Genomic DNA, 22623 nt, shown 5'->3' with positions numbered 1-22623 from the left:
TTGAAAGCAATAAGAATTTTAGTTTTAGAAAGTAATGATAAATCCATTTCTCAAATTATAGAGATTTTAAAAAATAATGACTTTTTGGTAGATATTTGTAGTAATAATGATGAATTTTTAGAATCTATTTATTATAACTTATATGATTTATATTTATTGAATATAAATGAAGAGAAAGCAATTCCACGATTTCAATTAATAAAATTATTAAATGAGTGCCATGATATGACTATGAAAATGGTAATAGCCTCAATTTCAAGTATGATAAAACCATCTTTTATATCAGGTTGCGATGAGTGTGTTATAAGAAATGTAGATGAAGATGAAATAATTTTAAGGATAAAAGCACTTATTAGAAGACAGTTTAAAGTTCATTCTGATTTCATAACTTTAAAGAAAAATATAAAATATGGGATATTTAATAAAAAAATTTTAGTAGATAATGATGAGATTATTTTAGGAGAAAAACCTTTATTGATTTTAGATTATTTACTTAAATTTAGAGATATTTTTGTCTCTTCTGAAGATTTAGAAAAAGAGGTATATCCAGCTTGTAGCGATAGTAAAAATGGAGTAATTCGTTTTCATATTCATAAAATTAGACAGCTTTTAGGAAATGATATTATTTTATCAAACCGAGTAAGTGGCTACAAAATCAACATATAACTTATCAAATACTACAAACGAATAATTAACACTGCATATCTAAAATACCGTTTGCATTAAGCAAATAAATAAACAGGAGGATTGGGTATGTTCGATTACCCCATATTTGAAATGCCTTTTATAGGGCAAAGAATGTTGATGGCAATAAATGCAATTATCCATGTCTTTGTATCTCATGGAGGTGCAGTTGGAGGTTCAGTTGTTCTTGCTGCTTTAGCTTGGTGGGCAAATAAGAAAAACGATATGCAAGCTTATAATTTAATTTATAAAGTTGTTATGGTATTTTTTATTATTTCTACTTCAGTTGGTGCATTAACAGGTGTTGGTATGTGGATACATGCAAATATTTTAAGTCCAAATGCAATTGGTGGATTAATTAGAGTATTTTTTTGGAAATGGTTTATTGAGTGGATAGTATTTAACTTTGAAGTTGTTCTTCTTTTACTATTGTTTATGACTTGGAAGAAAAATCAACAAACGCCAGAGGGAAGAGCGAAAACTGTTAGATTTGGTGTTTATTATGCTATTTCTTCATGGTTAACAATGGTTATTATCACTGCAATTTTAGCATTTATGTTAACTCCAAATTTTGATGGACAACCTTGGGTAGATCCTGAAGTTTATCCTGGAAATGTAGATTATAATAATGCTTTATTTAATCCAACTTGGTGGCCTTCTTTAGCATTTAGAACATTTACATCTATTGCATTTGCAGCTGCACTTGCAATTATGTGGACTTGGATAATTGCAACTTTTTCAAAAAATGAAGAAGATAAAGAAGCAAAAGCTAGACTTATTAAGTTTTTAGCGGCAATTATGTTAATAACTGTTCCAATAAGTGCTATTTTTGGTTATTGGTATTATACAGAAATTCCTGCTGCTGCACTTTCTATGATTCCAACTGCTGTTATGACAAGAGCTTTTGAAGATAGATTTGATTTAATGTATCTAATGGCTATTGGCGTTGGTGGTTCAATTATTGTTACAACAATAATCGCTTATTTTTCACCAAAAAGAATGCCATATTTAGCAGCAAGTTTAATGGTTGCTGGATTTTTAGTTCTTTGGGGATATGAAGAAAGAGTAAGAGAGTTTATACGAAAACCTTTTTTAATTTATAACTATATGTATTCAAATGGTATTAGAACAACAGATGTTCCATATTTAAATAAAGTGGGAATTTTAAAACACGCTGTTTTCTTAGATGAAAGCAAAAAAGTTGTAAATGAAGATAAATCAAATATTTTAGAAGTTGGTAAATCAATTTATCAAATAGAGTGTCGTATCTGTCACACTGAAAATGGTATTAATGGATTAAAAGGTTTAACAACTGGTTGGTCACATGATGCTATTAGAAATAGATTAAATAATCTTCCAGGTGGTGGAACTCCATATATGCCTCCATTTGTAGGAACTGAAGCTGAAAAAGATGCGTTAGCAGCTTATGTTAAATCTTTAAACACTAAAGGAGTTATAAAATGAATTGGAAATTACCATTTGATATTCCATTAATTACACCAACTTTAGGTTTACCTTTAGAGTTTTTTAGTATTTTAGGAATTATAGTTTTTGTTGTACATATTTGTTTTATTTATATGTTAATTGGAGCTTCAACTGCTTCTGTTATTTATAATATTATGGGTGTATTTAAAAAAGATTCAAACTATGATAAGTTTGCTTATAGAATGACAAACTATACAACAGTTTCAGAAAATATGGGTGCTTTATGGGGAGTTGCTCCATTACTTGTAATCTCTGTACTTTTTACTGGATTTTTTTATACAGCAATTTTAAAAATTAGTCCGCATATTTTACATATAATTTATGGAAATATTATTGCGTTCTTATTATCTTATGCTTATAAATTTTCTTGGCATGCTTTACAAAATCATAAAGGTTTTCATATAGCAATTGGATTATCAGCTGTATTAGCATTTTTCACACTGCCATTTATATTTATGTCAATGTCAAATCTTTATATGCAACCAGAACTTTTTGCAAGTATAAATAATATTTGGGAAATTATGTTTACTCCAGTTACTGGATTTAGACTTTTAAACTTCTTTTTAACAGCATTTATGGCAACTGGTATTGTTATGATATTTATTGGAGCTAGATGGGTAAAAAGAGGTGATACTGAAATAGGGAAAATTTCAATCAGCCAAGGTAAAAAATGGTTTTTATTAGCAACTCCTTTAAATATAGTTGTAATGCCACTATTGCCTTTTGTATTTACTGCAAGAATTAGTGAAGCTTTAATGCATACAGGATTTATTTATTTACCTTTTATTGCTTCATTATTATTGATTGTTGCATTTTTATATGTATTAAGTAAATTTAAAGATGAGGTTGTAACTTCTCAATCAGCATTTAGAGTAGTAGCACTTGTATTGTTATCGATTTTTTTAATGGCAACAACAAGAGAAGGTGTTAGGGTTGTTTCTTTTGCTGAACCACTTGCTCTTCAAGCTCAAGCAACTGAAGATTTTATGAATGCTTCTTTAACTGAATACAAAAAATATAAAGAAGAAATGGCAAATAAACCAGCACTTGACTTAAATGATCCAGCTGTTTTAGCCGAATCTAAAGGGTGTTTTTCTTGTCATAATGTAGATGTTAAATTAGTAGGTCCTTCATTTAAAGAGGTATCAACTAAAAATAGTGAAGTAGCTGTTTTAGTAAAAAGTATGATGAATGGAAGTGAGAATAAATATGATGTTATTCCTATGCCACCTCAAGATGTAAGTGAAGATGAAGCTAAAAAATTAGCAACTTGGATTTTAGAATTAAAAGAGGCTAAATAATGAAAGTCTTTAGGCTTTTATTTTTAGTAATAGTTTTAAAAGGAGTGGCATTTGCTGCTCCTTTTTTAGAAGATATTCTAAAAAAAGATAAAATAAATATAGTTGCGTTTGTAACTTCTTGGTGTCCTGTTTGTCAAAAAACAAATGATTATTTAGAGTCTTTTTCAAAAAAGAATAGTGATGTTTTTGTTACTTTATTTTTTGTTGATGAAGAAGTGCCAAAAATATTATCTCAAACTTCAAATTTCAAAACAAATTCTATTTCTTTTGAAGATTCTAAAAAATTTGGTGTAGATAAAAGCGTTCCTTATATTTTAGTTTTTGATAAAGAGTTAAAAGTAATAAAAAAATATAACTCTTTTAATGAATTACTTTTGACAAAACTTGTTAAAAATTTACAACAAGGTTTATATGAAAATGGTACTTTACCACCAGAACAAAGGATAGATTTATGGCAAAAAAACAGGTTTTAGCACCAACTTTATTTATAACATTTTGTTTATATATTTTAACTCCTTGGCTTAGTTTTAATAATATTCATTTTTTGATGTTTAATTTTGAATTTCATAGATTTGAGTTTTTATTTATGGCTTTTGAGGCTTCAACTCATCAACTTATTTATATTGTTATCTCTTTATTTATTGGATTGTTAGTAGGATTGAATTTTACTATTTCTAGGTTTTTTTGTGGATATTTTTGTCCTTCTTCTATTGCTACATTTATAACTACATCTATAAAAAATCCTTTTATTCTTTTTTTTACAATTTTGTTATTTGCTTTTGTTTTAGCATTTTCAACTATTTCATATTTTACATCAGCTTCTAATTTAGTTTTAAATTTTACAAAATTTGATACAGCTTCAATTTTTGTAGGAATTTTAACAACTCTATTTACAAGTATCTTTTTAGTATTTCGTGGTTGGTATTGTTCTATTTTGTGTCCTTACTTTTTTGTAAGTGCGATTCTTCCTCAAAAAGATAAACAAACTTTTGAGTTTTTTGATAAAGAAAGTTGTATAGACTGTAATAAATGTGTAAAAGTTTGTCCTATTGATGAACTTGATATAAAAGCTGGTTTTGATATAAGATGTGTTCAATGTGGACTTTGTGAAGTTGCTTGTGAAAAAGTGATGTTAAAATTTAATAAATTATCTCTAATAAAGAAAAAATTTGAAGATAGAAATATTTTTAGAAGTTTTTCAAAAAATGGTTATATTTTTGGAATAATAGCTTTTTTATTGATGATATTTGTGATTTTTTATATTTTAGATAGCTCTTTTTTAGATAATTGCTATTTTACAAATAAAGAGTTGTATAAATAAAAAATGGTCTAGACTTTTTTAACTTGTAATTTACATTCAGAAAATTAGTAGGAGAAGACTGTTTGTAAAAGTTATTTAATCTAGATTAACCATTTGTGTAATTTTATATGTAAAGTGTTAATTTATTGTTTGAACAGTTTTATAATTTGACATTATGTTATAAATTGTTTATAGTTATAAAAACTATAAAGGATTTTATTTGATAGAACTGCTGTTTAATAAACTTATGCCAATTGTAATACTAATAATTATTGGTTACTATTGGAAGAAAAAAGAGTTACCTTTTGATAAAGATATGATTAGTTCTTTAATTATGAATCTAGGAACACCAGCTCTTTTAATAGCTTCAATAAATAATAAAGATTTAACTAGCGAAAATATAATAACAATTTTAATTTATGGAACGATAATTATTGCTATTTGTACTATTCTAACAATAGCTTATTTGAAATTTGAAAATAAACCAATAAGACCATTTTTACAAAGTTTTATTTTCCCAAATACTGGTGGTTTAGGAATTCCTATTGTTTATGTATTGTTGGGACAAACTGCATTTGTTTATGCAATTACTTTTTCAGTTTTAATAAATATTTATCATTTTACTATTGGGTTATGGCTTTCAAATAGTTCTTTAAATCTAAAAAAAGCTTTACAAACACCTGTTTTATATGCTTTAGTTCTTGCACTTGCTTTTAAAGGAACAAATACTCAAGTTCCTTTTATAATAGAAGATGTATGTAAAATGTTAGGAGGAATAGTAATTCCTTTATTACTTATAGCTTTTGGTTCATCGCTTGTTGGTATAAAAATAGGGCAGAATATAAAAGCAGTTAGAATGGGAGTAGTGCGAGTAATTTTAGGATTTTTAGTTGTTTATACTATTTTTTATTTTGGAAATTTTGAACCAGTTTTAATTTATACTTTATTAATTCAATACTCTATGCCAATTGCAACTACAAGTTATCTTTTTGCTTTAAGATTTAATGGACCTTCAGATGAAATTGCGGTTATGACAGCTTCAAGTACAATAGCAATTTTATTTTTACTTCCTGTAATAATCTATGTAATAGGATAAATTACATAGATTATAAAGTTTTAAATGTTAGTTTTCGGAAGGCTTATAGTTATTTCAAGTCCATTATCTACATTTGAAGCTTTTATTTCACCTTTAAAATGTCGATTTATAATAGTTTTACTTATATAAAGTCCTAATCCTGTACCATTCTTTTTCGTTTTTGTTGAAAAATATAAATCAAATATTTTTCCTAAAATTTCTTCTTTTACTCCACCTGCATTATCTTTTATTTTAATTATTAAAGTTTTTTCATGCTCTTCTAATATAACATCAACTGTTTTATTTGAAGAGTCATTTTCTTTAAATGCATCAACTGAATTATTAAAAATAGTTAATATAACTTGATTTAGTTCACTTTTATAACCATAATAATCAATAGGTTTATTTGAATTCAAATTAAATTTGATTTGATTTGATTTAAATATAGGTTCAATCAGATTATGAGTAGAAAGGATAGCTTCTTTTAAAGAAAAAACCTCTTTGTCTTTTTTTGGTTTAAAGAAGTTTTGAAAGTCATCTATTGTATTTGATAAATAATCTATTTGTTGTTTAAAATTTGTTTTTAGATTATCTAAAGTTTCAGTTGTTAAATTATCCTTTTTTTGTTTTATGATGATAGTATTTACTATTAGTGAAATATTATTTAAAGGTTGTCTCCATTGATGTGCAATCATATTCATCATTGAGCCCATTTCAGCAAGTTTTGCTTGTTGGAACATAATTGCTCTTTGTTCATGATTTTTTTGTAATTCCTCTTTTATTCGCTCTTCTAAATGTAAATTTAACTCAGCTAATTTTCTTTGAGTATTTTTTAATTCACTAATATCAATAATTGTACTAATTCTTTTGTTTGAACCTTTTATATTATGACCTTTTACTAAGCCATCAACTATTGAACCATCTTTTTTTAAAAAACTTAATTCATAAGGTTCTTGATCATTTTTTAATCTTTCTTTTAATATATGATAATCTTTTTGTGGAATAAAATCAAAATAGGTTTTATTTTCTATTTCTTTAAAATTTTGATAACCTAAAATCTCTAAAAATTGTTTATTTGCTTTTAGAAGTTTTCCATTTTCAAATAAACTAATTCCTTCAATTGCTGAATCAAGCCATTCATTTAACTCATCATTTTTTACTTTTAAAAAAATAACAAAAAATAAAATAACGATTAAGATAAACAAAAATATATAAAATATTTCCCAAATTAAATGTTCATTGATAACTTCAGTATATCTTGTAACTTTGTATTTTTCTTCAATTAATTTTATATCTTCTTGTGAAAAATCCTCTAAACCAAGATTTATAATCTCTTTTAACTCAGGTTTAGTTTTTTTAACAGCAAAAGCACCTTTTATTGGTTTTATATGATTTAAAAGACCTGATATTTTAAATTCACCATATCCAAACTTTTGAATCAACCTATCAACTGTTATATTATCTGTTATAAAACCATCTACTTGATCATTTTTTAGCATATAAATAATTTTATTTAAGTCATTTTCGACAGATACATTTGTTCCTAAAAAGTTAGAATCTAAATAGTTTTTAAATACACTATATCTTGTAACAAATTTTTTATTTTCAAGAATATTATTTTCAATAAAAGGTTTGTTTATTTTTGTAATAATTGCTAAATTTGATTTTAAATAAAAATTGCTTCTATCCATTGTTTTATAATAATCATAAGAATCTTCAGCGATTATAGTTACAATATCACATTTGTCATCTAAAACATTTTGAATATTCTCTTTGTAATTGTCATTTTTTATTGGTTTTAGAGTAAATTCAAATTTTTGTGCAATACTATTTAAGATTTCTCCTGATATTCCTATTAGTTGATTGTTTTTATCTATTCCATCTATTGGAAAAGCACTATCTTGAACACAAACTGTAAACTCATTATTTTCTTTTAGGTAATTATTTTTATAAAAATCAGTTAATGCTTCTTGTTCATTCCAAATAAAATCATCTAAATTTATATTTTTGAATTTTTGTGGATAAATTAATGATATAGTGTTTGCTATTTCTTTAATCTTTGATTTATCAAAGCTTCCAAAATCTTTTTTAGAATAACTACTAAAAGATTTTAAACTATTTGCTTCATAATTTAGGGCTTCTTTTGATTTTTTTTGAGAGTTATATTTTTTATAAATTAAATCAATACTAAACGGAATATTATTAAAAGCATAAATCCAACCCTCTTTTGTTGCTTCAATAAAATCTTTTATAATCTTAGGGTTTTGTTTAGCAAACTCAGATGAAGTATAAAGCATATCACCATAAAAATCAAATCCATAATCTTTTGGAATGAAAATATTATATTTAACATTTTCTTTTTCTAGAATATAGTATTCATTAGATAAATATCCAATAATTGCATCTGATTTTTTCTTTATAAAACTATCTGAATAAAAACTATGCTCTTTTGAGTTTACATGAATATTCTGACTTCTCAATATAGCATTTATTGAAATATTTGAAATGTCATTTGTTGAAAATTCTATATTTTTATTTTTTAAAGAAGTTAAAGTATCTAACTCTTTTTGACTGAATAAAGCAATAGGAGAAGATTTAAAAATAGAAAAAACTGCTACTACATCTGCTCCATTTAATTTTTGATAGATTAAAGAAGAGTCATCTATTCCAAAATTATTTTCATTATTTAATACTGTGTTTAGTGGATTGTTTTTTCCATCAAACTCTTTGAAACTTACATCTAAACCGTATTTTTCATATATTCCTAACTCTTTTGCTACATAAAATCCAGCAAATTGAAATTGATGTTTCCATTTTAACTGGACTGAAATAGGAGTTAGTTCATTCGAATATAAAAAAGAAATTAGTAATAATAACAGAGATATTTTTTTCAAGAAATTCCTTTATACTCTTTTTAATTTTCTATTCTATCTAAAAATTTATAGTTATTTTTTATTGATATAAACTATTTATATATTTTAACTTTATAAATTTAGAATCATTTTTTTGAATCTTTTTTTAAAGATTTCGCTTTTACATCATGTTTACCAACAAACTCTTTTGCATCTGCATCACTTACTATTAGTTTTGATATCTCATCTGTTATCAATGCTACATCATGTGTTTGACTTGCTATCATCGCATTTTGTTGTGTTTGTCTATCTAATTGTGTTACTGCATCATTTATTTGTTCAATTCCTAGTAATTGTTCTTTACTTGCGTTTTGTATATCACTTATCAAGCTTATTGTTTGAGAAATATTTTGATTTAACTCTTTATATCCTTCTATCATATTTGTTGCGATACTTTTACCTTGATTTGCTTTACTTGTTGCATTTTCAACTATTGTTTTTATTTCTCTTGCTGCTTCTGCGCTCCTAGATGCTAGATTTCTTACTTCTCCTGCAACAACTGCAAATCCTTTTCCTGCTTCTCCAGCAGTTGCTGCTTCTACAGCTGCATTTAAAGAAAGGATATTTGTTTGGAATGCTATATTATCGATTACACCTATTGCTTCATTAATCAAATTAACTTGATTATTTATTTCATCCATAGCAACTGTTGTTTCATTTGCCAATTTCTCACCTTGACTTGCTGAAGCTGTTACTTCTGTTGATAGTTTTGCCATTTGTGCTATATTTTGTGTATTATTTCTTACATTTGAAGTTACTTCTTCTAATGCTGCTGCTGTCTCTTCTAAAGATGCTGCTGCTTCATTCGAGCTTAGGTTTAATTTATCTACATTTGCTAATAATACATTTGAGCTTTTATCCAAAGTCAATCCATTTGTTTTATTCTCTACTAGCATTTGTGTTATTGAATCACCCAAAGTATTTACACCATTTGATAATTTTAGAAGATGTTCTTTTAAACCTTTTTGGTCTATTTTATTTAAGTAATTATAATTAGAGTATTGTTCTAATACTTTTAGTACACCAGCTATATTATTTTCTAAATTAGAAGCCATTTTATTTAGAACTTCTTTTAATTGAGTTAAAGCTGGATTATTAACACTAATATTTAATCTTTGAGATAAATCTCCTTGTTCAAATTCTCCTAATACTGATATTGCTTCATCTATTAGTTTTCTATCTTCTTCTATCCCTTTTTGTGTTCTTTCTATATTGTGGTTTACTACTTTTGCCATCTCTCCAAACTCATCTTTTGAATCCAGATTTATTAATTCTACTTTTGTTGATTCTCGATTTAGGTATGCAAAGAATTTTAACAATCCTTCTTTGAAGTTCATAAGAGAATTATTAATTTGTTTAGAAGTAAAATAAATAATAAAGATCATAATAATTGCAAAAATACAAAGTATTACATAGATTAACTTATTAAAAAAAGATATTTTCTCTTCTATTAATAAAGCTAATTTTTCTCCTAAAGAATTATTTGAATTACTAACTTTTTCTACAATTTGTCTAATTTCTAGTTGTAAACCATCATTATGAGTTAGACCTTTTTCCATTTCTGCGCTTACTAACTTAAGGAATTTATCTTTATAATTTTCTAAATCTTTTTTGTTTGAACTGTATTTAGAATCATTAATTAATGATTCTACTACTGATTTAAAATTATCTACATATTTTAAATTTCTTCTTAACATAAAATCTTTTTCTTGTTTTCTTAAATTATAAATAGTAGATAAAAGTTCATAATTTCCTGATTTTTCTGCAAAATTTTCTATATTATGTACACTTTTTCTCAGTTCACCATATAAGCCACTTTCTGGAGTTAAACCTATTTCATTTTGTTTTGCACTAAATTTATTGAAAGTATCTTTATATAAAGTGATTAAATTATTGTATTCTTGTAGTTGCGCAATATCCAAATTATAATTTTTTAGTAAAGAATCTAACTCTTCAATATAAACTTGATTTTCTGTAACTAATTTATTGAAACTATCAATATATTTTAAGTCTAATCTGATAAAAAAGTCTTTTTCATCTTTTCTTAACTCTAATAGATGTGAATCTAATTCTTTATGCAAGATTTCCATTTTATTATAATCATTTAGATTATTGCTAACTATATTCAATAATATTATAAAAAGTATAATTGAAGCAATCACCAAAGATAAAATTAAATTTAATTTAATTTTTACTCTCATTTAAATATCCTTATTTTAAGTTTTGATTTATACATTTAATTTGAATTCCAATATAAATAATGGAATTTATAAATATCTTAGTGAAATTATAATATTAAAATGTAAGCAAAGTAATAGCAAAATCTGAGGAATCCGAGTTTTAATCTTTATATTTGTTTTTTATTTCTATGAATTTATCTATATTATCAAAGAATAAATCTACAAGTTTTGGATCAAAATGTTTGCCTTTTTCATTTCTAAATAATTCAAATATTTTTTCATCTTCCCATGCTTCTTTATAACATCTATGGCTTCCTAGAGCATCAAATACATCTGCTACTGCTGTGATTCTTCCATAAATATGTATTTCTTCTTCTTTTAAACCTCTAGGATATCCACTTCCATCCCATTTTTCATGATGTTGCATTGCTACTATTGCTGCTGCTTTTAAAATCTCTCTTTTTGAGTTTTTTAGTATGTTATATCCTATAACACAATGCTTTTTCATCATTTTGTATTCATTTTCATCTAATTTCCCAGCTTTATTTAAAATAGAGTCAGGAACACCAACTTTTCCTATATCATGCATTGGACTTGCTGTAAATAAAGTATCAGATTCTTTTTCATCTAAACCATACAACAGTGCTAAAAGTTTTGAATATTCTGCAACTCTTTTTACATGATTTCCTGTTTCATTACTTCTACTTTCTGCTATTTCTCCCATTTTATAAATAATTTCTTTTTGGGTTTCTTCTATTTCTTTATGAAGTTCAATTACATCCGTAATATCTTTTCTAATACCCATATATTCTAAAACTTGACCATTCAAATTTACTATTGGAACTATTGTTGCTAAAAAGTGATAAGTTTTATTGTCTTTAAAAATATTACTTATTTGACCTTCCCAAATTTCTCCATTTGATATTGTTTGCCACATGTTTTCTATGTTTGAATTGATATTTGAATCTGAGATTTTCAAAGAATCATAATGAGTACCTATTAACTCTTCTTTTGTAAAACCACTTATTTTGTAAAATTGTTCATTTGCATAAGTAATGATTTTATTTGCATTTACTCTAAGAATAATATTACTTCTTTCAATTGCATTTCTATATAGTTTTGAAAGGTTCATTACTTCTTGAAAATTATTTTGTGAAATATCAAATTGATTTTTTAAATACTCTTTTGTTTTTTCAATTTCAGTTATATCAGTTCTTATTCCTATAAATTCTAAAATATTTCCATTCTCATCTAAAATAGGATTTATTATTGTTTGAACCCAATAAGGATTTCCATCTTTTTTTTTGTTTTTTACAATACCACTCCAAGATTGTTTTAAAATTTTAATTGTATGCCACATCTCTTTAAATATTAAAGAATCCATATCTTCATGTCTTACAATATTATGTGATTTTCCTAATAACTCATTTTGTGAATAACCTGAAATATTACAAAAGGCTTCATTTACATAAGTTATTATTCCTTTTTCATTTGTTTTTGAAACAATTGCACTTCTATCTACTGTATTTTTATATTGATTTAGTAAATGAGTTTTATAAACGATTTCATCTTCAACATCTTTATTATTCATCAAAATGTCAGTTTTTAATACCAATTCTTCAATCATAAAGGGTTTTTTTATAATTTCTTTTACACCTAATCTAAAAGAATCTCTAATAATAGTTGGTGAAATATTTCCTGTAATGATTACAACTTTGATATTTAATTGTTCTAAAATTAATTTTTTATTTTTTATCAAAAAATCATAACCATTTGATTTCTCAAGCTCTAAATCTAATAATATTAAGTCTATTTTATTTAAAGTTACTATCTTTAAGGCATCATTTTCATCTTTTGCTTCTAAGACTTTATAGTTTCTATTAGTTAATATATCTTTTAATTGTTCTCTAACAATAAAAGAATCTTCTACAATTAAAATAGTTTTTGTTCTATTTTTTTCTAATTGTTTTATTAAGTTTGGTATTTCTGAAATTTTATATAAAAAGTTTTTATCTTTATTTATAAAATCAATCACTCCTTTTTGATAAGAGGCTTCTCTTAACTGTGAATCTGTTTGTGAAGTTAAAACTATAATTTTTATAGAGCTAGATAGTTCTTTTATTATCTCATATCCATTTCCATCAGGAAGATTTATATCTAAAATTATATAATCAATATGATTTGAAGTTATTATTTTTCTTGCATTTTCTAGTGTAAGGCTCAAAAAAGTATTAAATCCATTTTTTTGAAAAATATTATCTATAATTTTAATCATTGATGTTGAATCTTCAATGATTAAGATATTATAACTATTCGCTATAAAATTGAATTTGTCAAAACAATCAGAATTATTCATTAATGAACCTTGATTTTTATTTTTTTCTTACTTTGAATTTTGTATTTTTAAGTTTTTCAACTAAACTTGAAGAGATTTTATACATATTAAGTACAATTTCTCTTTTGTCTTTATCTAATCCTATTTTTGCATTATCATATCTACTAATCAAATCAATATAATCTAAATCTTTTAAAAATGGATAGAAAAAAGTTGATTTTTCTTCTTCTATTATCCATTCACTCAAAAGTGCAATTACTATTAATTCTGGTATCCATGAACTTCCATTTGTGAGTAATCTTTCGATTGTTTTTACTAAAGAGTTATAATAAACAATCAAAGGTTCTTCCTTTTTTGCAAGAAGTTTTAAAGAAGGATGTCTTGAAGCAGTTTCCATTAAACTTCTTAAATAAGAAGAGTTTATTACTGTATCTTGTAATTTTTCTAATAGTTTTTTTAATTCATTGAAAACAAATTCGCTATCTTCTTTTGAACCTAATTCAAAATGAGAATTAGATTCTTCAATTTGTCTAAAATAATCTTCCAAAGTTGTTCTTATAAAAACAAGCAATGCTTCTGTTTTTATGTCTCTTAACAAAAGAGGTTTGATTCTATTTTTACAAGTTTTCATATGTTTAACCACCTAAAGCCTAAAAGCTTTCCCATTCATTGTCGTTAGTTTTAGATGATACTACTTTTGTATCTTTTTTTGTTGGTGTTACAGTTCTTTTCTCTACTTCATGTATTTGTTTATTATTAGTTCCAACATTTACATTTTTAGCTTTAACATCATGTTTACCAACAAACTCTTTTGAATCTGCATCACTTACTATTAGTTTTGATATCTCATCTGTTATCAATGCTACATCATGTGTTTGACTTGCTATCATTGCATTTTGTTGTGTTTGTCTATCTAATTGTGTTACTGCATCATTTATTTGTTCAATTCCAAGCAATTGTTCTTTACTTGCGTTTTGTATATCACTTATCAAGCTTATTGTTTGAGAAATATTTTGATTTAACTCTTTATATCCTTCTATCATATTTGTTGCGATACTTTTACCTTGATTTGCTTTACTTGTTGCATTTTCAACTATTGTTTTTATTTCTCTTGCTGCTTCAGCGCTCCTAGATGCTAGATTTCTTACTTCTCCTGCAACAACTGCAAATCCTTTTCCTGCTTCACCTGCTGTTGCTGCTTCAACAGCTGCGTTTAAAGAAAGGATATTTGTTTGGAATGCTATATTATCAATAACACCTATTGCTTCATTAATCAAATTAACTTGATTATTTATTTCATCCATAGCAACTGTTGTTTCATTTGCTAATTTCTCACCTTGACTTGCAGAAGCTGTTACTTCTGTTGATAGTTTTGCCATTTGTGCTATATTTTGTGTATTATTTCTTACATTTGAAGTTACTTCTTCTAATGCTGCTGCTGTCTCTTCTAAACTTGCTGCTGCTTCATTTGAGCTTAGGTTTAATTTATCTACATTTGCTAATAATACATTTGAGCTTTTATCCAATGTTAATCCATTTGTTTTATTCTCTACTAGCATTTGTGTCAATGTTTGTTGTAAAGTATTTAATCCATTTACTAAAGTTTCAAATACTCCACCTCTTTCATCATTTGCTTCCATTTTTAAAACTGGTATAAAATTATTTTTAGAATAACTAGTTAATACTTCATTTACATGTACAAATCTATTTTTTGTATTATCTATCATTTTATTTACATTATTTTTAAACTCTTCTAATGAAGCATTTGAAGTTGATTTCTCTATAAACTGTCCATACCATCCATTATTTACTCTACTCATTACTACTTTTGCATCTTCTATTAATGCTACATCTTCTTCTATTAATTTTTTAGTTTTTGCAATATTCTCATTTATAACTATTGCCATCTCTCCAAACTCATCTTTTGAGTTTATATCTAGTAAAGTTACATCATTTTTCTCTTTATTTAAGAATGAGAAGAAGTTAAGTAATTCTGTTTTTACTTTATCTAATTTTTTAATAATATCTGAGATAATTGAATATGATAAAAGAGTAAGAACTACAAATGAAATGACAATTGTTAAGATTATAGTTGTTTTACTTGAAGAGTAAATCTCTGCTGCAACATCAGTTTCATTTTTTGCAACATCTAGTTGAAGTTTTATTAATTCTGATACTTTTTCACTAATTGGATCAATATTTGGATAAAGTTCTTCTATTGTTATTTTTGTGATACTATCTATATCTTTATTTTTACATGATTGTTTTATTTTATTTGTTACTTCATCACCTTTTGCTACAAATGATTTTAAGCTATCAACTAAAACTTTCTCCTCTTTTGTTAACTCTGTTGATAAGTATTTTTCTAAATTTAATTTAATTTTAGTTTGAGCTTCATCAATATTTGAAACACATTTATCAAAATTAAAATTTCCATTTCTTGTTTGGTGTGTTGTATCAACTATATTAACTGCATATTCATCTGCAATAATTTTTAATTGTTCTAATGGAAGAACTCTATCATTATATACTCTTACTAATCCATTATTTACTTGTTTTAATTGAACTGTACCTAATATTCCTAATATTAATATTGCTAATAAGGCTATAAAAGAAAGTATTGATAACTTCGCTTTTGTTTTTAGATTTTGTAACATCTCTTATCTCCTAAATTGATTACGTAATTGTAATATTAGAATGTAAGCAAAGTAATAGTAAAATCTGAGGAATCAGAGGGAAATAAAAATGGAATACAAAATTTTATTAGTAGAAGATGACGATAATAGTGCTTTGTTAATCAGTAATTTTTTAGAAGAATTTGACTTTATAGTCGATATTGTGAACACAGTTACTGATGCTATTTCTAACATAAATTTTAATAAATACTCTATTATTTTATTAGATATAAACTTACCAGATTTTAATGGTTTTGAAGTATTAAAATTTGTAAATAAAAATAAAAAAAATATTCCTATTTTAGTTTTAAGTGCCTATTCAGATAAAAATACAAAACTTCAAGCTTTTAAATTGGGTGCAAATGATTATATGGTTAAACCAATTGATCCTGAAGAGTTAGAAGCTAGAATTTGGGTTCAACTAAAAAATAGTTCCAATTTTATATCAAATGCTACAAAGAAATCATCGTTTGAAATAAATGATAATGTAATTTCATTTAATGAAGAACCTTTAAAATTGACAAAAACAGAGTTTGAGATTTTGTCTTTTTTAATAAAACATAAAAATCAAATAGTAAAAAGAGAAAAATTATTAGATTTTTTATCTTCGATTATTCAAAGTGATAGAAGTTTAGACTATCACATTAAAAATATTAGAATAAAACTAGGAGATAATGGAGCAAATCCAAAATATCTTCTAACAGAGTATGGAGTAGGGTATAAGTTAGTTTTTTAGAAGATAAATAAATTAGATTTGATTTATCTTTTCAAACTCTTTTATTATCTCTTCTATTGGTTCTATTCCTACTGAAATTCTTAAAAGTTCTATTGGAAGATTTATCTGTTTTAAAAACTCTTTGCCATTTTCACTTGAGATTAAATCATAATGTGCAAGATAAGTATATGGCATCAAAAGTGTAAATTCAGTTCCCAAACTTGGACCTTTTGGAAAGTTTAAACTATCATAAACTTTTTGAAAATCTTTTTTAAATGTTATTGAGATTATTCCACATAAACTATTATCATCAATCATAAGTTTTTCGTAATTTTCTTTATAATTTGGACTTAAACAATAAAAAACTTTGTCTATAAATGGTGCATTTTCTAAATAAGAAGCTAATTGTTTTGTATTTTGACTTATTTTTTTCACTCTTTTTTCATAATTTTTTATTTGAAAAGCAATTCTTTGAATATCTTTTATATATGGTTCATCAGCATGTTTGAAAAACTCATAAGAGATATGTGAAATTTTTGAATTTTGATTTAAAATGACTGCTCCCATCAGAACATCAGCATTTCCACAGGCAAATTTTGTCAAAGATTCTACATAAATATCAGCATAAGGATTTAAATCCAAGTTATATGGAGTTGCAAAAGTAGAATCAATAACTAAAGGAATATTATAAGTATCACAAAGAGTTTTCAGTTTTTCTAAATCAACAGTTTGTACTAGTGGATTTGTAGGAATTTCAGTAACTATTGCAGATACACTCAATCCATCTTTTTTTAAAAACTCTTCAAGCAAATCTAATTTTGTAATATCATAGAAAATTTTACTCTCTTCAAAATAGTGATTTACTATATTCATAGTATCAAGATATAACCAACCTAGTTGTACCAAAATAGTTCTTCCATTTCTAGCTTGGATATTTTTGATTCCTTTTAAAACGCAATACATTGCATTCATTCCAGATGGATTTAAACAGATATTTTTTTCTGGTTGTTTATATGCTTTTGATAGACTTGAAACTAGAATTTCTTTCGCTTTTGATTCATTTTCTAGTTCTTCCTCGTGAAGTTTTGAAATAACTCCAATTTTATATAAATAATCTTGTGCCAATCTCGAAGATAAGTTATATCCAAGATGTTGAATAAACTTTAAAACTTTTTGATATTGTCTTCCTTTTAAAACTTTTATAACTCCAAAAGGTTCATCGAATTCAAATTTATTATGTATAAAATATCTGCAACTTACAGCTTTTACTGCTTTTTGTGAACTTAAAAGGATTATTTCATAGTTGTCACAAACTTCGTACTTTTCTTTTAAATAATTAGCCAAAAGTTTTAAATAAGGATGAATGATAAATCTAGGATATGCCGTTGTGATTTTTTCTAAAATTTCAGGCGTTTGTTCTTCATAATCAATCACATCTTGTAAGTTTGGCATACTAACCGAAACTGCGTGAATATTGTTTAAAGGTAAAGTTTGCCCACAAGGAATGGGATTAAAAATTGTTTTATTCATCTTATCTTACTGCTTGTTCTATATCTTTTATTAAATCTTGTACATTTTCTAAACCAATAGAAAATCTAACTGTACTATCACTTATTCCAATAGCTTTTAACTCTTCTTTTGAAAAACTTGCATGAGAAATTTTTGCAGGAATTTCAACTCTACTATCAGGACTTCCAAAAGAGCATTTTTCACCAAAAAGTTTTGTTTTTTCTATGAACTTTTCTGCTAATTCAACACTTTTAAAATCTACACAAAAAACTCCAGGAATAAATGCCATTTGTTTTTTTGCTAACTCATATTGTGGATGAGATGGAAGTGCAGGGTGCGTAACTTTTATTATATATTCTTGTTTTTCTAAAAATTTTGCAATTTCTATAGAGTTTTCTTGATGTTCTTTCATTCTAACTTTTAGTGTTGGAATACCAAGACTTATTAAAAATACATCAAATGGATTTTGACTTCTTCCTAAAGCATTTGCATAATAATGAATTTGTTGACTTAACTCTTTTGTTTTAGCAACTATTGCACCTGCAACTACGCTACCGTGACCACTTATATATTTTGTAGTAGAAAATAGTGAAAAATCAGCTCCAAGTTCAAGTGGTTTTTGGCTTATAAAAGTTGCAAGTGAATTATCAACAGCAAATAAAGAGTTATATTTATGTGATATTGTTGCTATTTTTTCTAAATCAATGATTTTTAATCCAGGATTTGTAGGACTTTCACATAAAACTAAGTCAATATTATGAGTTTTTAAAATATGTTCAACCATATCTTCATCACAAAAATTTGCAAAATGAACTTGAATATTATACTTTTCTTTAAAAACTTTAAGAAGTCTAAATGTTCCACCGTAACAATCAGCTTCGACTAAAACAGAAGCATTTGCTTTTAGAACAGTTTCAAATAGAAGTGAAACAGCTGCAATTCCTGTATGTGTACAAACGCAACCAGCGCCTTTTTCAACATAAGTAAAAAGATTTTCTAAAGTTTCTCTTGTAGGATTGTCACTTCTTGTATAATCATAGATTTTTTCACCTTTTTGCTTTTTTAAATCAAAAGTTCCCGTATTATATATAGGAAAATGTGATGCTCCATAAATATCCTCAAAAGGTGCAAATTTTGAAATATGGCTTAATGTTGTTTCTATTTGTTCACTCATAATAATCCTAATTTTTTTGGCAATTGTACCAAAATCCAATTAATGAAATGCCTAAAATCCTTAATTTCTTTCTATTTTAAAAAATGTTATAAATACAAGTATAATTTCATTTAAAAAGAGAGTTAAGCAATGATAAAATTTATGTTATTAACTATTCTTATAGTTTTTTTTCAAGGTTGTGCAACTTGGACTGGAATAAAACAAGATAGCAATAGAGCTTGGGAAGCTACAAAAGATACTTCAAGTGATGTTTATCATTCTGTAAAAAAATCAATTCACGAAGCAACAGAATGATAAAAAATATTTTTCTATTTTTTATTATTTTTTCTAGTTATTTATATGCAAATAATGAAAAAGATTCAGTTTTTGTAGTAAAAGAGTTTTTAATAAAAACTTCAAATTATCTAAAAGAACAGATAAATTTAAAAAAAATCTCTTTTGATGAAGAAAAATTCTTTGAAGATTTTTCAGTTATTGGAACAAAAGATATAACTAGATATACTCCAAAACTTTCTACTTTTAAAAAAGTGGATAATTTATTATCACCTATGGGAGCTTATGATAGTTTAATAATCGAAGTTGATTCTTCAAAAAATTTGATGAAAGTAAATGCAAAATATGATAAAAAAATTGAAAATCTAAAAACATATAAAGTTTCAACAGCAAAAAAAGATATTAAAAAACCTTTAGGTGTTGGACAGATAACTTCAATCACACTAAATCCTGTTTGGTATCCAACTGTTGATACAATAGAAAGTTTCAAAAAAAGAGGTATTGATTTACCAAAAATTGTAAAAGCAGGTGATAAACTAAACTATATGGGAAGTGCAAAAATAAATTTAACTCATAAAGTTGATGGAAAAGAGACTTTTAGAATACATGGAACAATCAATGAAAAAACAATCGGAAGTTATGAATCAAGCGGTTGTATAAGAATGAAAAATAGTGAAGTTGTCGAACTTGTAGGGTTATTAAATGAATTTATAGATTTTAAAAGTATGGATGATATAAAAGTCGTATTAAAATAAGTAAGGAATGATTATGAAAAAAATTGAATTAAATGCAGAAAATTTAGGTGGAAGATTTGCCCTTTTTTGTCCTTTTACAAATGAAAAATTGGATAATGATGATAGTTCATTTGAAATTTATGAAGGTGCAGGAAATTATCTATTTTCTATGTGTGAAGATTGTATGTTTTTTGATGCAGGAAACAATGCAGAAATCGAAAAATATTGGAAAAATGAAGCAATAAATACAATAGAAAAATTTGCAGAAAATCATAAAGAAGATAATATTTTGATAATTGAAGTTTTATATAAAAATGAAAAATATTTTTTTGGTTTCTTAGATGAAAATAATGCAAATTTAAGTGATATAGAAATAGAAAGAAGATTTATTAAAAAGTTGTAATTTCATTGGTGGAGATGTGCGGGATTTATTAGTTAAAATCTTATAAATATCTATTATATAGGCTTTATATGTTACTTTAAGGTTTGTTTTTTGATGCCTATTATACCTTATTTATACCCTATGAGAAATTTAATTCGGTTCTAAAAAGCGGGATTGAATTAATTATTATTAATTATTCATTTACCATTATTTTTTATAATTATTTTAGTCTAAATTTTGAAATATAAGTTTAGCTAGAAGTATAACAAAAAGACTCAATAATATACTTATACAATTATAGCTAGTATTTTGCCTCAGTATATTTTGAGATAAATGGAAAAAATTTTCTTAGGCATACTTATATATTAAGCAAAGAAGAAAATATTAATAATAAAGTATTTAGTAATAACTAAATAAATGGAACAATTAAATATTATGTTTAATTATAAATAAAAATAGCTAACTAAAAGTTAGTTTATACGATAGAAACTGAACTATGTAAATTTAATTTTATATAGTTCTAATGAAATGAAAAATGAGAATTTAAAGATTATATCAAGTAAATTCAGGAGTAAGCTATAAACTTTAAAATTTTTTATAAACAACAAATCTAGTTTAGACCCAAAACTATATCTTAAATTGTATTATGGAAAAATATCCTAATATGATTGAATTGATTCTTGAAATTCAAGTATCAATTAAAGGATTAGAAAAAAAGGTAGATTTACTTCTATCAAAAAAAGACAAAAGTACCTTGTCAGACGATTTTAATATTAAAGGTATCGAAGCGGCTGCAAAAGCGTTAAAAATATGTGAAAGTACTTTGTCTAAGAAAATAAAAATGGAGGGTAGTAAATTGAAAAAAGAACAACATTATCGAATTTCAGATTCTGGTTTTTATACATTCAGTAAAAGTGCCCTTAAATCCATTGAAGGGCTAATATAGAGATAGTTTATTATTTGAACTAGATAAAAAATAAATGAATAGGAAGCTTCATCATATTTGATAAAGTTTATTTATTTTTATATTGAAATGTGCACGATTTTAATATAAATTATAAGTTTAATTCCGATATAACATAAACAATTACAACAAAAGAAATACTTCATTTAAAAAGGTTAGAATTAGCTACTCTAGCTTTTTTATGCTAGCAAGTTTCTAACTTGCTATCTCTTTTTTCTCCTTAGTTTTCAAAGTTTCACTTCCGTATTTAGCCTTAATTTCATCTATTGATTTTGGAGTTGGATTTTTAGATTTCATTTCTCCAAAATACCACATTCTTTTTTTAGATGCCCATTTAAAACCAATCTCTTTAAGTTTTTCTTTGATTTCTCTTGTATCACCACTAACCCAAACCCAAGAACCAACAAGCTCAATAGTTATATTTTCAAAATGTAAAATTAAACTAATGATTTTTTCTAATTCAATATCAATTTTAATATCATTTGAAAAATAGATTTTATGTTCAATTAAATCAGTATAGATTGCATTTAATAATTTAAAACTTTCTTCATCACCACCAACATCAGGATGTAATTTTTTAGCTAATGTTTTATAAATCTTTTTAGCTTCATTGATTCCCTCTACACCTTTAAACTCATTCATAATTTGTTCTCTTGTCATTGTTTCTTTCCTTAAAAAAAATAGTTTTCATTTTTGAAGATTTGAGGGTTTGTCTTAATCTTCTTTTTTTAATTTTTAAGAAGATTAAAAAAACTTATCTCTTTTCTTTAATCAAAAATTTTTCACTTTCGTTAGTTGTCGGGCTTTTTATAGATTGTAAGGATTAGATTTTTACTTAGAATAAAATTCAAATTTGTAAGAATTTAATTTTAGTATCAGTAAATAATATAGTAGAGTGAAATGAGAGAAAAAGCACAACTAACAA

At 25.3% G+C, this 22623-nt stretch carries 18 protein-coding genes and 2 pseudogenes; 11 read left to right on the top strand and 9 right to left on the bottom strand.

Translation table 11 applies throughout. The features are described from left to right. From CKV87_RS08690 to CKV87_RS08665, 6 genes are all read left to right on the top strand, one after another. Positions 1-666, top strand: coding sequence for a winged helix-turn-helix domain-containing protein (locus CKV87_RS08690; protein ID WP_012147707.1), 666 nt, complete (start codon positions 1-3; stop codon positions 664-666). An 87-nt stretch (positions 667-753) separates the two neighbouring features. Next, a complete protein-coding gene (locus tag CKV87_RS08685) occupies positions 754-2148 on the top strand; it encodes a c-type cytochrome (protein ID WP_041644983.1) in 1395 nt (464 codons plus the stop codon). Continuing rightward, the gene (locus CKV87_RS08680) at positions 2145-3470 is read left to right on the top strand and encodes a c-type cytochrome (RefSeq protein ID WP_012147705.1); all 1326 of its coding nucleotides are present in this window, start codon (positions 2145-2147) and stop codon (positions 3468-3470) included. Before CKV87_RS08685 ends, CKV87_RS08680 begins: the two co-directional genes overlap by 4 nt. Further along, a complete protein-coding gene (locus tag CKV87_RS08675) occupies positions 3470-3943 on the top strand; it encodes a TlpA family protein disulfide reductase (RefSeq protein ID WP_012147704.1) in 474 nt (157 codons plus the stop codon). The genes CKV87_RS08680 and CKV87_RS08675 overlap by 1 nt, the downstream gene beginning before the upstream one ends. Beyond that, complete coding sequence (locus tag CKV87_RS08670; RefSeq protein WP_012147703.1) at positions 3922-4791, top strand: 4Fe-4S binding protein; 870 nt, start codon at positions 3922-3924, stop codon at positions 4789-4791. Before CKV87_RS08675 ends, CKV87_RS08670 begins: the two co-directional genes overlap by 22 nt. 199 nt (positions 4792-4990) lie before the next feature. Beyond that, positions 4991-5866 carry an AEC family transporter gene (locus CKV87_RS08665; protein ID WP_012147702.1) on the top strand — a complete coding sequence of 292 codons (876 nt, stop codon included), beginning with the start codon at positions 4991-4993 and terminating at the stop codon, positions 5864-5866. A 20-nt stretch (positions 5867-5886) separates the two neighbouring features. Here CKV87_RS08665 and CKV87_RS08660 read toward each other — a convergent pair whose 3' ends face one another. From CKV87_RS08660 to CKV87_RS11840, 6 genes and pseudogenes are all read right to left on the bottom strand, one after another. Next, positions 5887-8739, bottom strand: coding sequence for an ABC transporter substrate-binding protein (locus tag CKV87_RS08660; RefSeq protein WP_012147701.1), 2853 nt, complete (start codon positions 8737-8739; stop codon positions 5887-5889). 104 nt (positions 8740-8843) lie between these two features. Next, positions 8844-10958, bottom strand: coding sequence for a methyl-accepting chemotaxis protein (locus CKV87_RS08655; RefSeq protein ID WP_012147700.1), 2115 nt, complete (start codon positions 10956-10958; stop codon positions 8844-8846). A 139-nt stretch (positions 10959-11097) separates the two neighbouring features. After that, positions 11098-13293: a response regulator gene (locus CKV87_RS08650; protein WP_012147699.1), complete on the bottom strand. Its 2196-nt coding sequence runs from the start codon at positions 13291-13293 to the stop codon at positions 11098-11100. A gap of 16 nt (positions 13294-13309) precedes the next feature. After that, positions 13310-13903 (bottom strand): hypothetical protein, encoded by a 594-nt coding sequence (locus CKV87_RS08645; protein ID WP_012147698.1) that lies wholly within the window; start codon positions 13901-13903, stop codon positions 13310-13312. A 19-nt stretch (positions 13904-13922) separates the two neighbouring features. Continuing rightward, positions 13923-14834 (bottom strand): annotated as a pseudogene (locus CKV87_RS11845) (methyl-accepting chemotaxis protein); the annotation flags it as partial. A 567-nt stretch (positions 14835-15401) separates the two neighbouring features. Further along, a pseudogene (locus CKV87_RS11840) lies at positions 15402-15929 on the bottom strand (MCP four helix bundle domain-containing protein); the annotation flags it as partial. 88 nt (positions 15930-16017) lie between these two features. Here CKV87_RS11840 and CKV87_RS08635 point away from each other — a divergent pair. After that, on the top strand, positions 16018-16683 hold the full coding sequence (locus tag CKV87_RS08635) for a response regulator transcription factor (protein ID WP_012147697.1): 666 nt from the start codon (positions 16018-16020) through the stop codon (positions 16681-16683). Positions 16684-16695: 12 nt separating this feature from the next. On the opposite strand, the gene CKV87_RS08630 is transcribed toward CKV87_RS08635, so the two are convergent. Both CKV87_RS08630 and CKV87_RS08625 read right to left on the bottom strand, forming a co-directional pair. Continuing rightward, on the bottom strand, positions 16696-18192 hold the full coding sequence (locus CKV87_RS08630; RefSeq protein ID WP_012147696.1) for a PLP-dependent transferase: 1497 nt from the start codon (positions 18190-18192) through the stop codon (positions 16696-16698). A 1-nt stretch (position 18193) separates the two neighbouring features. After that, positions 18194-19345 carry a trans-sulfuration enzyme family protein gene (locus tag CKV87_RS08625; protein WP_012147695.1) on the bottom strand — a complete coding sequence of 384 codons (1152 nt, stop codon included), beginning with the start codon at positions 19343-19345 and terminating at the stop codon, positions 18194-18196. Between the two features lie 129 nt (positions 19346-19474). On the opposite strand from CKV87_RS08625, the gene CKV87_RS11725 reads away from it, so the two are divergent. From CKV87_RS11725 to CKV87_RS08610, 4 genes are all read left to right on the top strand, one after another. Continuing rightward, positions 19475-19639: a hypothetical protein gene (locus CKV87_RS11725; protein ID WP_004509904.1), complete on the top strand. Its 165-nt coding sequence runs from the start codon at positions 19475-19477 to the stop codon at positions 19637-19639. Then, positions 19636-20373 (top strand): L,D-transpeptidase, encoded by a 738-nt coding sequence (locus CKV87_RS08620; protein ID WP_012147694.1) that lies wholly within the window; start codon positions 19636-19638, stop codon positions 20371-20373. The genes CKV87_RS11725 and CKV87_RS08620 overlap by 4 nt, the downstream gene beginning before the upstream one ends. Positions 20374-20386: 13 nt before the next feature. Beyond that, a complete protein-coding gene (locus CKV87_RS08615) occupies positions 20387-20755 on the top strand; it encodes a hypothetical protein (protein WP_012147693.1) in 369 nt (122 codons plus the stop codon). A 643-nt stretch (positions 20756-21398) separates the two neighbouring features. Then, positions 21399-21680 carry a hypothetical protein gene (locus CKV87_RS08610; protein ID WP_041644980.1) on the top strand — a complete coding sequence of 94 codons (282 nt, stop codon included), beginning with the start codon at positions 21399-21401 and terminating at the stop codon, positions 21678-21680. Between the two features lie 213 nt (positions 21681-21893). On the opposite strand, the gene CKV87_RS08605 is transcribed toward CKV87_RS08610, so the two are convergent. Beyond that, positions 21894-22358, bottom strand: a complete 465-nt coding sequence (locus CKV87_RS08605; RefSeq protein ID WP_012147691.1) for a hypothetical protein — start codon at positions 22356-22358, stop codon at positions 21894-21896. Between the last annotated feature and the right edge of the window lie 265 nt (positions 22359-22623).

Origin of the sequence: Aliarcobacter butzleri, assembly GCF_900187115.1 — a bacterium.
GTDB lineage: Bacteria > Campylobacterota > Campylobacteria > Campylobacterales > Arcobacteraceae > Aliarcobacter > Aliarcobacter butzleri.
The sequence above is the reverse complement of the archived record's forward strand: the minus strand, read 5'-3'. Positions and strand labels throughout refer to the sequence as shown.

Bases quoted from the DNA above. Each gene is read 5' to 3' on its own strand.
- CKV87_RS08685 (WP_041644983.1), top strand. From the start codon at position 754: ATGTTCGATTACCCCATATTTGAAATGCCTTTTATAGGGCAAAGAATG.
- CKV87_RS08680 (WP_012147705.1), top strand. From the start codon at position 2,145: ATGAATTGGAAATTACCATTTGATATTCCATTAATTACACCAACTTTA.
- CKV87_RS08675 (WP_012147704.1), top strand. From the start codon at position 3,470: ATGAAAGTCTTTAGGCTTTTATTTTTAGTAATAGTTTTAAAAGGAGTG.
- CKV87_RS08670 (WP_012147703.1), top strand. From the start codon at position 3,922: ATGGCAAAAAAACAGGTTTTAGCACCAACTTTATTTATAACATTTTGT.
- CKV87_RS08655 (WP_012147700.1), bottom strand. From the start codon at position 10,958: ATGAGAGTAAAAATTAAATTAAATTTAATTTTATCTTTGGTGATTGCT.
- CKV87_RS08650 (WP_012147699.1), bottom strand. From the start codon at position 13,293: ATGAATAATTCTGATTGTTTTGACAAATTCAATTTTATAGCGAATAGT.
- CKV87_RS08645 (WP_012147698.1), bottom strand. From the start codon at position 13,903: ATGAAAACTTGTAAAAATAGAATCAAACCTCTTTTGTTAAGAGACATA.
- CKV87_RS08635 (WP_012147697.1), top strand. From the start codon at position 16,018: ATGGAATACAAAATTTTATTAGTAGAAGATGACGATAATAGTGCTTTG.
- CKV87_RS08630 (WP_012147696.1), bottom strand. From the start codon at position 18,192: ATGAATAAAACAATTTTTAATCCCATTCCTTGTGGGCAAACTTTACCT.
- CKV87_RS08625 (WP_012147695.1), bottom strand. From the start codon at position 19,345: ATGAGTGAACAAATAGAAACAACATTAAGCCATATTTCAAAATTTGCA.
- CKV87_RS11725 (WP_004509904.1), top strand. From the start codon at position 19,475: ATGATAAAATTTATGTTATTAACTATTCTTATAGTTTTTTTTCAAGGT.
- CKV87_RS08620 (WP_012147694.1), top strand. From the start codon at position 19,636: ATGATAAAAAATATTTTTCTATTTTTTATTATTTTTTCTAGTTATTTA.
- CKV87_RS08615 (WP_012147693.1), top strand. From the start codon at position 20,387: ATGAAAAAAATTGAATTAAATGCAGAAAATTTAGGTGGAAGATTTGCC.
- CKV87_RS08610 (WP_041644980.1), top strand. From the start codon at position 21,399: ATGATTGAATTGATTCTTGAAATTCAAGTATCAATTAAAGGATTAGAA.
- CKV87_RS08605 (WP_012147691.1), bottom strand. From the start codon at position 22,358: ATGACAAGAGAACAAATTATGAATGAGTTTAAAGGTGTAGAGGGAATC.